This window comes from Streptomyces sp. NPDC104096 (genome assembly GCF_055584385.1).
Window position 1 is genome coordinate 176,424 of record NZ_JBVJMD010000009.1, and the last position, 12,680, is coordinate 189,103.

General features: G+C 74.7%; 6 protein-coding genes. 5 read left to right on the forward strand and 1 reads right to left on the reverse strand.

Annotated features, from left to right (window positions below; translation table 11 throughout):
* Positions 1-151: 151 nt before the first annotated feature.
* The 5 genes from ACZ60B_RS13250 to ACZ60B_RS13270 are packed head-to-tail and all read left to right on the forward strand — an operon-like array spanning position 152 to position 11,818.
* Positions 152-4,213 carry a tubulin-like doman-containing protein gene (locus ACZ60B_RS13250; RefSeq protein ID WP_469386205.1) on the forward strand — a complete coding sequence of 1,354 codons (4,062 nt, stop codon included), beginning with the start codon at positions 152-154 and terminating at the stop codon, positions 4,211-4,213.
* The gene (locus ACZ60B_RS13255) at positions 4,210-6,948 is read left to right on the forward strand and encodes a hypothetical protein (RefSeq protein WP_469386207.1); all 2,739 of its coding nucleotides are present in this window, start codon (positions 4,210-4,212) and stop codon (positions 6,946-6,948) included. Before ACZ60B_RS13250 ends, ACZ60B_RS13255 begins: the two co-directional genes overlap by 4 nt.
* A complete protein-coding gene (locus tag ACZ60B_RS13260; RefSeq protein ID WP_469386209.1) occupies positions 6,945-8,141 on the forward strand; it encodes a protein kinase family protein in 1,197 nt (398 codons plus the stop codon). Before ACZ60B_RS13255 ends, ACZ60B_RS13260 begins: the two co-directional genes overlap by 4 nt.
* Positions 8,138-9,241: an AAA family ATPase gene (locus tag ACZ60B_RS13265; protein WP_469386211.1), complete on the forward strand. Its 1,104-nt coding sequence runs from the start codon at positions 8,138-8,140 to the stop codon at positions 9,239-9,241. Before ACZ60B_RS13260 ends, ACZ60B_RS13265 begins: the two co-directional genes overlap by 4 nt.
* 6 nt (positions 9,242-9,247) lie before the next feature.
* Positions 9,248-11,818 carry a hypothetical protein gene (locus tag ACZ60B_RS13270; protein WP_469386213.1) on the forward strand — a complete coding sequence of 857 codons (2,571 nt, stop codon included), beginning with the start codon at positions 9,248-9,250 and terminating at the stop codon, positions 11,816-11,818.
* A 20-nt stretch (positions 11,819-11,838) separates the two neighbouring features.
* Here ACZ60B_RS13270 and ACZ60B_RS13275 read toward each other — a convergent pair whose 3' ends face one another.
* Positions 11,839-12,642, reverse strand: a complete 804-nt coding sequence (locus tag ACZ60B_RS13275; protein ID WP_469386215.1) for a COG4705 family protein — start codon at positions 12,640-12,642, stop codon at positions 11,839-11,841.
* Positions 12,643-12,680: the final 38 nt, after the last annotated feature.

Here is a 12,680-nt window from a genome sequence, read left to right on the forward strand (position 1 = left end):
GGAGCAGCCCCGCACACCCCACCGGGCGGGCGGCACCCCGAGCCGCCGCCCGCCCCGCCCCACCGGACCGCGCCTCGACGACCGCGGTCCCCCCACCCGTACTCGACCACCAGCGACCGGGACGCCCCGCGCCCCGGCGGAGGACCACCATATGAAGATCTTCCAGCCGATGCTGTTCGTCGGTCTGGGCGGCACCGGCGGACTGGTCGGAGCCGAGCTGGAGCGACGGCTGCGGGCCGAACTGTGCGGACCCGACGGGACCGCGCTCAACCCGCTCGGCATTCCGCTGCGCTACCAACTGCCGGAGTGCCTCCAGTTCGTCTACGCGGACTTCAGCGAGTCCGAACTCGCCCGACTGCCCCACCTCAGCGCCGACAACGCGCTGCGCGCCGCCTACGGCCGCACCGCCCGCGCCACCCACGACCTGCTCCCCGACCACGACAGCTCCCCCGAGGTCACCCGGGAACTGCGCGCGGTGATGCGCGACGAGGTCAGCGGCTGGCTGCCGCCGCGCACCGGCGAGCCCAAGGTCACCCCGCTGCGCAACGGCGCAGGCCAACTGCCCACGGTCGGCCGCGCCGCCCTGTTCGGCACCCTGCGCAACGGACTCGACCCGGTCATGGGGCCGCTGCTCCAGGCCATCGACGCCATCAGCCGCTCCGGCGGCGAACTCAGCCAGCTCGGCGGCGGGCCGATGTCCGGCTGCGACGTGTTCGTGGCCTTCTCGGTGGCCGGCGGCACCGGAGCCGGCATCTTCCTCGACTACCTCCACCTGATCGGGGAGGCGTTCCGGGCGAAGAACTTCACCGGCGCCCGGATCTACCCCCTGGTGGTCATGCCGTCCGCCTTCCCCACCTCCTCCGGCGGCGGCCGCGAGGCCGAACTCAACGCCGCGCGCGCCGCGGTGGACCTCTTCCGGCTGGTCGACGAACAGAACGTGCCGACCGCCGAGTCCGACCTCGGCGACACCGACCTGGACGCCGCGACCCACATCCGCTACCCGGGCGTACACCCGATCCGGCTGCGCACCGGCATGGTGCCGACCGCCTTCCTGTTCAGCCGCACCGCCGGAATCCGCCCCGACGACCTGCGCCGCTCCATCGTCTCCCTGGTGATGTCGCTCGTCGGCACCGAACTGGGCGACGGCACCGGCCCGCGCGCCCGCGCCGACGACGACTACCAGACGTTCGCCGCGAGCTTCATCAACCGCGGCCTGCACCGCGCCGTACGCGCCGCCTCCGGCATCGGCCACCGCGGGGTGTCCACCAGCCTGGTCGCCTCGATGACCGCACCCCTCGACGAACTGGCCGCGCTGGTCTCCTCCCGGATGCTGGCCATGTCCGTACGCCGGCTCACCGAACCCGTCGCCAAGGCCAGCCACGAGTACGCGGGCACCGTCCGCAAGATGTTCGCCGACTCGGGCCTGGACGAACTGTGGACCCGCGAAGCCCTCCCCGTACCCGAGCCCGACCCGCTGCCCCGCGGCGGGATCGCCATCGAACAGGCCCTGCGCGACCGCATCAGCGACATGCAGGGCCTCCTGGACGACCTGCGGCGCAAGGTGGACCGGCGCGCCCCCGCGCTCGCCGAGCAGTTCGCGCCCCGCGCGGCGCTGGAGCGGGTGCTGCGCTCCGCCGACCTCTTCCAGGCCGAACGGATCGTCAAAGGGGTGCCTGGCGACCCGGACCCGGTGACCGTGCTCGGCTTCCTCGGGATGCTCGACAACCGCGGCCGGCAGCCCGCACGCCCGGCGGGCGTGGACGTGCAACCGCCCCCGGTCCCCCGGATCAAGGGCCGGATCGGCGGCCTGTCCAAGGCCCACTGGGGCGATGCCGACGTGGTGGCGGCCGTCGAGGCGCAGGACCGCTGGTACCAGTGGCGCAGCCGGGTCGTCTGGCACGAGGGGTGGCGACGCCAGGAGCAGCGCTGGCGTCCGGCCGCCGCGGCGCTCAACGCCGAACTGAGCCTGCTGGTCGAGGCGTTCCGCAAGCATGTGGAGGAAGAGCCCAGGGCCTTCCAGGAACAGGTGCAGGAGCTCTACGACGACCGCACCGGCGTCTCCTACCTGCTGCCGCCGCAGAGCAACCTCCGCGACTTCTACGACGACCTGCGCGAGCGTCTGATCAAGCGGGTCGGCCTGCGGGACAACGACGACGAGTCGGCGCTGCTGCTCAAACTCGTCGACGCCGACTGCTGGCAGTCCTCGTACACCGCGGGCCGGCGCAACCCCGCCGCGGCCGTCGCGACCGTCAAGGCCGCGGTCGAGCAACGGGTCAAGACGCTCTTCGCGGAGAGCGGCATGCAGGCCGACGAGCGTCCGCTGCTGCCCTCCATGGCGATGCTGCTGAGCGCCGCGGCCGGGGTCGGCGACGCCGCCGAGGAGGTCGGCAAGACCGCGCTGGAGCAGTTCCGGTTCAAGATCGCCGGTCTGCTTCCGCACGGGTTCGTCCCCGAGGGCGGCGGACCGCTGAAGGTCCTGATCGTCTACCCGCGCATCCAGAACAAGGACGCGGTCGAGGAGTACCTGCGCAAGTCCCTGCTGCTGCCCAGGGACGGCAAGCGCTCGATCGAGTTCCGCGGGGTCGAGACGGACTCGATCACCGTCGTGCTCTTCCGCAGCGAGATGAGCCTGACCGAGGTCCCCGAGGCCCGCAACGTACTGCGCCGCTGGGCCAGGGCCCGCGACGTGGAACAGAGCGAGGACGTGCTGAGCTGGCGGCAGCGGCTCGGCTACCGCGACGACTGGCTGGCCAGCACCGAGGAGGACCGCCGGCACATCCTGCACCGCCTGCTGTGCGCGATGTGGAACGGCCAGCTCACCGTCGTCGAGGGGGACACCGACTCGCCGTCCCGGGTCCGGGTCCGGCTGTACGAGGAGGACGGCCCCGACGTCCCCGGCATGACGCTGCGGCTCGACGACTACCAGGGCGACATCTCCGGCTGGGCCGGACTGCTGCGCTCCTACGAACGCTGGGCGCTGCTGGACGAGGGCCGCATCGTGGAGGACTACTGCGGTGTCCTGATGCGGGTCCAGCCCAAGGGCCTGTCGCTCTCCGGCAGCACCCCCGACCCGCTGTTCGTGCAGTTCGTGAACGAGATCGCGCCGCGTCAGCTCCAGCTGCTGGAGAAGCTGGAGCAGCAGTCCGGGCACTGGTCCGCCGAATGGATCGCTCCGCTGCGCCAGTTCTGGGCCGAGACCCTGCCCGGTGCCCTGGAGGTGACGTTCACCGAGAAGCGGGCGCTCCAGCCGAACCTGCGGTCGCTGGCGGCGACGATGGGCAACGGTCGCTTCACCGCGACGGATCCCGGGCCGTCCGCGCCGCCGCGTGCGCCGCGGCGCACGGCCGAGAAGGACGACTGGGGGACCACGCGGCTGCCCCGGGCGCGCTCCGAGGAGGCCGACGGACCGTACCGTGCCGGAGCCCGCGAGGACCGTGCAGTGCCCCGGCGTACCGCCGGATCTCCTGCCGCCGAGCCACCTGCCGCCGAGCCTCCACCTGCCGCCGAGCCGGCCGCGGAGCCTTCCGCCGCGGAGCGGAAAGCGACCGCCACCAGTCGGTACGACTTCTCCGACTGGCCCGAGCAACCCCGTTGGCCCGAGCGGCTGACGGGCGAGCCCGACCCCGGCCCCCGGCGCGCACCCGCCGACTCCCGGCCGTCCGGCGGCGCGTCCTCCGGCGCGGCGGCCGGGGCGTCCACCGCCTGGGCGGAGCCCCGGGACGCGGACCGCGCCGACGCGGTGGACGCCCCGGCGGCCGAGGAGTTCCCGTGGCTGGGCGACGGCCTCACCAAGTCCGGCTCGCATGACGGGGGTTCGGGCTCGGATCGGAGCCCGGGCTCCGACTCCGGCTCCGGTTCTGGTTCGGGTCGGGGTTCCGGCTCCGGTTCTGGTTCGGATTGGAGTTCCGGCTCCGGTCCGGATCGGGGTTCGGGATCGGGCGCCGCCGACGACGGCCGCCTCCTGCACCCCCAGCAGGACTTCCCCTGGACCACGTCGAACGACTCCGGGTCGGGCGACTCCGCCGGGGGCCACCCCGGCCCCGCCGACCCGGCGCCGGGCGACTCCGTCTGGCGTGACACCACCTGGAGCGAATCCGGGGGGAGCGAGTCCACGTGGAGCGACTCCGGTGGCGGGTCCGGACCGGACCACACGCCCGACCGTACGGCCGGGAACCGTGCGGCCCGCGACCCTTGGGAGCGTGACCCCGAGTGAGCGAGGTCAGGGACGGGGCACACGCGGTGATCGTGCTGGACCTGCGGTCCGGAGCGCACCGGCTGACGGCCCCCGGCGCACTGCGCAGGGCCGTCCAGAAGCAGCTCAGGCACGAGGGGCTGCCCGAACCGGGCGACGGGCACTACCGGTTCCTCCTGCTGGACACCCCGCGCGGGCTGACGGACCACCACAGCCTGTACGAGAAGGTCCTCGGCTACGGAGCCAAGGCATGGATGCTCGGCCTCGTCATCGGCGATCTGCCGGGCGCGGCCGACACCGACGCGCCGACCGGTTCGTACGACGACTTCCCCGTCGCCCTGGAGTCGGACCCCGACGCCGGGCCGGGCGCCGGGCTCAGCCGTCGCCTGCTGCGGCCGGCGGCGCTGCACGGCCCCGACTCCGGACTGCTCTGGGCCGGGGACCTGCGGGCCGCCCGCACCGCGGGCGACCCCGTCGGCGCCGACGACCCGGAGGCGCTGGCCGTCCTCGTGGACCTGCTGCGGGCGCTGTTCGACGAGACCCTGGACACGCTCGCCAGGTTCCCGGACGCCGTGGCGGTGCCCGGTGTCCGCGTGCTGGAGCACGACCTGTCAGGCGCCGCCCGGGCGCGCGCGTGGCGCGAGGCACTGAACCGGTTCGCCGGTGAGCGGTCCTCCGGCACCCCGCTGTCGACGGACGGCGAGGACACCGCCCGGATCGAACTCCCCAAGCCGGTCGACGAACTGGCCGCGGGCCGGCCCACCGGACCGGTCCCGGGCCACCGGGTCCCGGGCGGCCCGGCCGACCGGGCGTACACGGCCTGCGTCGACGCCCTCGACGACGCCTGCGCGGCCTGGGCACAGCTCGGCAGCGGCAGCGGACTGCTCTTCGGAGCCGGCCGGCGTGCCGTCGCCTCGGCCCTCGACACCGCCTCCCGCACCCTCGCCGGGTACCGCGCGCTGGTCGCCCGAGCCCTCAAGGAGGGCGCCGCGGGAGCCTCCCCGGCCACCCCCGAATCGGCGCTGGCCCTGGCCGATCTCGGGGTCCGGGTCCCGCCGTACACGGGCAGCCGGGAGGCCGTCGGGGACGGTCTGCACCGGCTCGCCGAACGGATGCTCGCCGAGCGGCTGGCCCTGCGCAGCGTCGCCGAACGCTTCGCCGCCCTCTCCGAGCAGGTGGCACCCGCGTCGAGCGCGGGGCTGCTCGCCGAGGCCGACCGGCGCTGCCCGCCCGAACTGCCCGAACTCGTCTCGGCCGACCAGGACTTCACGGTCTCCACGACCAGCCCCGGACAGCTGGCCGGCGCCCTGGCCGCCTGCGCGTCGGCCGCCCTGTGGCCCTGGCCCGGGACCCTCGCCGCGCTCGCCGTCCTGCTGGTCCTGGTCGGCGGCAGCCTCCTGACCGGCCTGCGGCAGCCCGGCCGCCCCGCGGCGGGCTCGGGGGCGGCCGGAGCGGCCGCGCAGGCCGCGGCGGGAGCCGTGGGAGCCGTCGGCGGGGCGCTGCTGGGCGCCGTCGGGGTGTCCGTACCGCCCTGGGCGGGGCTGCTGGGCGCCCTGTGCGGCGTGGCCCTGGCCGTCGCCCTGGTGGTCCTGCGCCGACGCCGGGCCCTGGACCGCTGGTGGGAGCTGACCGGCGCGGACGACGCCCGCCGGGCCCTGGACGGCCTCGACGCGCTGCTCGCGGAAGCGGTGCTGCGCCAGCGCTGGGCCGCCGACGAGCGCCTGCACTGCGCGAACGCCGCCCGTATGGTGGCCGGCGCGCTGCGCGGCGCGGCGGCCACCGTCGAGGAGCTCGAACACCGTCGTGGGGAGCCGGACTTCCTCGCCGCGTCGACGGCCGGGGGTTGGCAGGACCCCGTCCGTGAGGCCCCCGGACCGGACGGCCGGGGCCCCGGCCGGTCCGCGGACCCCGACGACGGCTTCGCCCGGCCCGGCTGGATGCCGGAGCCGGATCCCACCTCCCGGCCGTCCACGTCCGGCGGCACCGGCGACGGGCCCCCGACCTTCGGGACCGACGGCGCGGACGGCTACGGCCCGCACGCCCCGCAGGCGGACCGGGCGTCCGGCGACGGCCCGCGCTGGCTGGACAGGGAGGCGGGCGAAGGCGGTCCCAGGCTCGTGGACACTTTGGTGGGCGACCTCACCGACACCCTCGTCGGCGCCCTCGACCCCTACTGGGGGGCCGTCGCGCGGGGTCAGGCCGCGGGCCCCGCGCTCAGCCGGGTCGAGGAGCGGATGCGCCTCATGCTGGAGGTGACCCGCCGTCATCTCTTCACCCAGGGGGTCGTCTCGCCACCGCCGTACGCCCGGTCGGTGGAGCGCCGGGGCAACGCCGAGGGACTGCTCGGCATCGGGCACCAGCGAGTGGCCGACGCCATCGAACCCGACCCGCAGGGCCGTCGCATCGTCGATCTGGCGTCACCGCGTCAGACACCTTTGCTCAGCAAGGATCCCACCAGTGTGGAGTGGATCAGGTTCGCACCCCAGGCGGTCTGGAGCGGCACGGAGGGCCGTGGCGGGGCGGGCGGCGGCGCCGGGCCGGACGGACAGCGTCCCGAGGCGACCCCGCCCGGGATGCGCAGCCGCTCGGTGTGGACCTCCACCGGGCGCTACGCCGGACTGCTGAAGCTGGTTCCGCTGCGGACCGGGGTGGTGCGGCCGGTCCGCCTGCGCGAATGGGCCGACGACCGGTCCCCGGCCCGGGACCGCTACGGCGACGAGGCCCGGGACCGCTACGGCGACGAGGGGGGCGAGTGAACGAGCGTACGGCGCGGTCGGCGGGCCGCGGCGCGGTCACCTGGGACCTCGGCCCGCAGGCCGACGGCACCGAGATGCCGCCCGACCTGTCCTTCACCACCCCGGGCGGCCTGCGCCACCGCGCTCCCGCCCGATTCGGCCCCGAGCTCCGACGGGTGGTCCGGCCGCCCCTGCTGGCCCGGGAGCTGATGCTCGGCGACGCGTGGAAGGGCGTACAGGTGAGACTGTCGTCCGCCGACGTCCGCGACCCGCACGAGTACCAGGCGCTGGAGGCCGAGGTCGGTGCGGCCCTGACGATCCACCGCGCCTTCCTCGGGAGCCCGTTCCAGGGCCTGTTCCCGGTCCCGGTCGGCTACGACATGGACGCGGCCGAGCCCTTCCTGATCTACGCCACCCCACGGGGCGAGCCGGCCACCGGCCTCACCCACGGCATCTCCACCACCGACCAGCGGATCATCGAGCGCGATCTGGTGCTCGCGGTCCGCCTGTTGGAGGGCCTCGGACTGGTCCACCGGGGCATCGTGCCCGCGGCCGTCCGCTGGGACGGCGAACGGGCGCAGCTGTGGGACCTGGGCGCGACCGCGCGGATCGGTGTCCCGAGGACACCCTGGGGCGCCGCGCCGTACGCGTCGCCCGAGCAGCGGGCGGGGGTCGGCGAGGTCGACGCGCGGGACGCGCTGTGGAGCACGGCCCAGCTGATGTACCAGCTCGTGGCCGGCCGTCAGGGCCGACCGGACGGTCCGCCGGCCGACCTCGACGCCTACCGGTCACTGGCCCAGAGCCTCGGCGACGCGTTCGCCCCCCGGGCCGAGGACCGTCCGACCCCCGCCCGGCTGCTCGGCCTGCTGGTGCCGGACCCGGACCCGGCGACCGTTCTCATGGCCGGTCCCGACCCGCTGGAGCCGCACCGCCGGGAGTTCGACGACGTGCTCGCCCGCAAGCGCGCGGCCGCCGGCATCGACGGAGACGCCGGACCCGGTGGACCCGGTGGACCCGGTGGACCCGCCGGACACACCGGCATCGGCGGTCCGGGCGGTCCGGGGGCGGGCGCGGCGCAGGAGTACGGCGCGCCCCCGGACGACAGACCGCGGGAGAACCCGATCCCGCCGGGTCAGGACCGGGGCCGCCTGCGCGGCTGGCTGGGCGGCACCACCGATCGTGAGCGCGGCAGAAGCGGAAGGGGACGCCGGTGAGCGTCACGACGGCAGCGTCGGCACGGCTCGAACCCGGGCAGATCGTCTGCCCGTACTGCCTGGAGATCGTCGTCTACGACGAGCGGGCCCTGCATGTGCGCAACGAGAAGTCGCAGTACGAACGCCTCGACACCAGCGGTCTCACCAACCCCCTGCGTCGCGCCGACGTCCTGCGCGGGGCCTTCCAGCTCTGCCGGAACACCGAGGGCGTCAGCCACCACTACATCCCCGTGCCCTACCTGACCCACGGCCGCCCGCTGACCGTCGCCATGGTCGGCACGTCGGGCACCGGCAAGAGCCATCTGCTGACCCAGATGGTCGCCGAGATCACCGACGGCTGCCTGGCGCCCTTCGGGGTGCGCTGGCAGTCGGTGAATCCCGCCGACCACTCGGTGTTCCTCAAGGAACGGGTGGCGCCGCTGCGCGCCGGCGAGCAGTTGGAGGCCACCGGGCAGACGCCGTTCGCCGAGTTCGTCGAGGCGCTGCTGCTCACCGGCGCGGACGGCCAGGTGCGGCCGGTGGCCTTCTTCGACCTCGGCGGTGAGGACCTGGTCCGCACGGACGCGCTGCTGCGCTTCCTGGTGGGCGTCGACGCCCTGGTCTTCGTCGTCGACCCGCTGCTCGCCTGCGGCCTGCCCCAACTCGACGAGCCGCGCGAGCGGTACGGCCTGCGCGTCAGCCGGAGCGACCCCGCCTTCGAGACCGTGCTCGACCGGCTGCCCCGGCAGGGGGCCTACCTCGACGTGGCGACGGCCCTGGTGGTCGGCAAGGCGGACCTGCTGCGCTTCGAACCCCCCGTGGACCGCTGGCTCAGCCGGCCGTCCACGGCCCCGTTCGACCCGAGGGCGGTGCGGGAGGAGAGCCGCGACGTGTACGCGTTCCTGCGCCACCATGCCGCGCCCGCCTGGCTGCGGCCGTTCGACAGCGCCCTGCGCTGCACCCTGCACTTCGCCTCCGCGACCGGGGGCCAGCCGACCAACGGCCGCTTCCCGCACGGGGTGCGCTCCCGGCGGGTGCTGGGCCCGCTGCTGTCGATCCTCGCCATGTGCGGACTGCTGACCGAGGACCCGGCGCACCGGCCGTCCACGATGGGGATGTGAGCTGACGTGGACCAGCGCAGTGAAGAGTGGCTCGACCAGATCGTCTTCCGCTGGGAGGGCAACCGGGACCGCGACGGCACGGGCATCACCGCGGTGGCGTACTCGTGCGCGGGGGAGCGCGCCGAGGAGCTGAGAGAGGAACTGGCGCCGCTGCTGCGGGTGGAGGGGAGCGAGCGGCCGAGCCAGGTCCGTCAGATCAGCAGGAGCGGTGACGTGGTCGTCATCAACCGCAGGAGCGGCCCCGACGCCCATGGCCGCACCAGTACGGAGTCCCATGCCCTGGTCGGCGGCCGCAACGTCCTCAAGCCCCGGTTCTGTCTGACGCTCGGTGAACTCCCGGTGCCCGCCGCCGGTCTGGCCGGTACCGGCGTCCGCGGGCTGCGGCAGGCGGCGCCCGACGCGTTCGGCGAGACGGCGGGCCGGGAGTGGCGGCGGTTCAGCGCGCGGGTGCCCACGGTGGCGCGACCGCTCACCGTGGTGACGGCCCAACTGCTGCGCACCCCGGAGCGCTTGATGTCGGTCCGGATCCCGGACTTCTCCGCGGCCGGGGCGAACGAGACCCCGCTGCTCGTCTGGGGGCTGTGCGGCATCTTCGGCGACTGGTTCGGACAGGACTACTGGACGTACGCGACCTGCGACACCTTTGACACCCATGGGCTGCGCGTGGTGGGTGTGCCGAGCTGGCGCAGGTCGGCGACCGAGGACGCGCGGGTGGAGCGGATCACGCTCGACGACGCGCCGCAGGACGAGGCCGACGCGGTCGCGAGGGAGCTGGTCCGGCTGTTCGTGTCGGACCCGGACTACGCGGCCGACCTGCGGAAGCTGTTCAGGCAGGTGCCCCTGGACGCCGGTCTCCCGGTGCCCGAACGGCTGCTCGCGCTGGGCCGGTCGCTCGGGACGGCCCGCGGCACCCGGAACCAGCCGACGGCGCCCGCGAGTGCGCCGACGAGTGCGCTTCCGACCGCCTCGACGGAGCCGGTCCATGGTTCAGGGGCGGGGCCCGTCCCTGGGCCCATGGCGGAGCCCGTCCACGCACCCGGGGTGGATTCGTTCCAGGGCACCGGGGCGGAGCCCCTTCACGGGCCGGTCGCGGAGACAGTTCCCGGTTCCGGTCTCGGGCATGGTCTTGGGCATGGTCCCGGACATGGTCCGGAGACCGTTCATGGGCCCGTCGGGGAGACGGCAGTTCACGGTTCCGGCCCCCGTCCCGGTTCTGGCCCCGGCCCGGAGACCGTTCGCGGGTCGGCCGCAAAGGCCGTGCACGGTCCGGTCGTTCAGTCTTACGGCCCGGTCGGCGGCCCGGTCGGCGACCCGGTCGGCGGCTCGGGGGGCGGTCCGGTCGGGCGGGGGGCCGGCACGGCGGCGGTCCGACCGCCGGATTCCACCGGTCCGTACGCCGGTGCCCACCACCACACACCCTCGGACACCCTGCGGCCGGACACCGGGACCACCGGCGGCCCCGGCCCGGCCCACGGGTCCGACGGATACGCGGGGCCCGACGACGCGTCCGGTCCCGGTGCGGACGAAGGGCCGCACCGGGACCGGCTGTACGGGCACCAGCGTGCGCAACGGCCGCGCATCCAGCCGTACTCCGCGCCCGCGACGGGTCGTACCCGGCGCACGCCCGCCCAGGAGCCGACGTCCGCCACGGCACCGTCGCCGTCCCGGCCGGCACCGTCCGCCCGCCCGGCGACCGATGCCCCCCGACCCGCGCACACCCAGCCCCAACCCCGCGCTCAGCCCCAACCGCACACCCGGCAGCACCGTCCGGCACAGACGCCGGGACCGCAGGAGGCGACCCCGGAGCAGTCCCCGGACGGGCGGCCGCCCTGGCCGACCGGGTACCACTGGGAGCTGCCCGAGCTGCCGACACGGGGGGTGCGCCTGGCCCGCAGGCTCGGCCTCGCCCGTTGGCGGCACGAGTCGCGGAGGCCGTCATCGGGGGGCCTCGACCTGCTGCCCGACAGCGAACTGTTCGAACGGCTCGTCAAGCAGGACGTCCCGCGGGAGGAGGCCGACCGCCTTCTCGCCGCGCTGGGGGACAAGGCGGGCCGGCGCACCCTGCCGGAGGCGGACCGGGTCTGCCGCCGCCTGCTGAAGCAGAAGCTGTTCCTGCGCCACCGCCGTACCACCGGCGCCGGGGAATCGGGCGAACACGACGACCACCTCACGGCGGAGACAGCCGTCTGGCTGCTCCACTGGGCCGTCCTCCCGTACGCCGGACACCAGGGCATCCAGGACAATCTGGTGCTCCTGTTCCGCTGGCTGTGCGAACAGGGCGGCCCGGTGGAGCGCCGCTTCCTTGAACTGCTGCTCGATTCCCCTGTCTACGGCATGCCGAAGCTGCCGGACCAGGTCTGGTACGAACTGGTCCGGCACCTGCGCAAGGTCCCCGCCGGACCGCCCCGGGAGGCCGCCCACGCGCAGGCCGAGCCGTCGGCGCCGGTCGTGGCGCGTCGTACGACACCCGGTGACGGCCACCGGGCGGACTCGTCCGACGACCGGTGGCTGTTCTGCTTCCTCGCCGTGAGCTGCGTGGCCGTCCTGTTTCTTCTGCTGCTGATCGACCGATGGTGAGGCGACCGACGGGGGTGCGGTCAGAAGGCGCGGGACGGGATCGGCGCGGCGTCCGTGTCGCGCCGGGTGACGGCGAGACAGCCGACGAACCCGACGATCGCGACCGTCCAGGCGAGGGTGACCGGCGCCAGTCCGAGTCCGAGGCCGCCACGGGTGCGGCCGAGCGCCGTCCAGTCGGCGAGCGAGGCACCGAGGGGCCGGGTGATGACGTACGCCGTCCAGAAGGCGGCCACCGCGCCCAGGGCGCCGAAGCGATGGGCCAGAGCGGGCACGCAGATCGCGGCCGTGAACAGGAGGACCGAGCCCGGGTAGCCGAAGCCGGTGGTGGCGGTGAGGTCCCCCGCGGCGGTGCCGAGGGCGAAGGTGGCGAGCACGGCCGCCCAGTAGAACGCCTCGCGACGGCGGGTGCCGACGCTGTGGATGGACAGCGTCCCCTCACTCGCGTACCACAGGACGAAGACCGCGGCCAGCACGACGAGGAAGCCGGGGGTCGAGACGGCGTACGGCACGCCGAGGCCGACGTGCAGCACGTCGGCGGCCATGGTGCCGAACACGCTGACCATGACGACGGCCGTCCAGTAGGCCCAGGCGACGTACCGGCGAAGCACGAACTGCACGGCGAGAGAAGCCATCAGGGCGAGCCCGCCGAGCCCGACCGCGGGGACCGGGCCGAGCAGTCGCGCCAGGAGGTCCGACGCCGTCTCCCCCATGCCGGTGGTCAGCACCTTGATGATCCAGAAGTAGGCGGTCACCTCCGGCACCTTGTTCGCCATCCGGCGTACGGGTATGCGGGGCCGGTCGTCGAGGATGTGCTCTGCGGTCATGATCCGCACCCTGACACCCCGACCCTGAACGCAGCCTG

What these genes read in the sequence shown, in the direction of transcription:
- ACZ60B_RS13250 (WP_469386205.1), top strand. Translation starts at nt 152, where the DNA reads ATGAAGATCTTCCAGCCGATGCTGTTCGTCGGTCTGGGCGGCACCGGC.
- ACZ60B_RS13275 (WP_469386215.1), bottom strand. Translation starts at nt 12,642, where the DNA reads ATGACCGCAGAGCACATCCTCGACGACCGGCCCCGCATACCCGTACGC.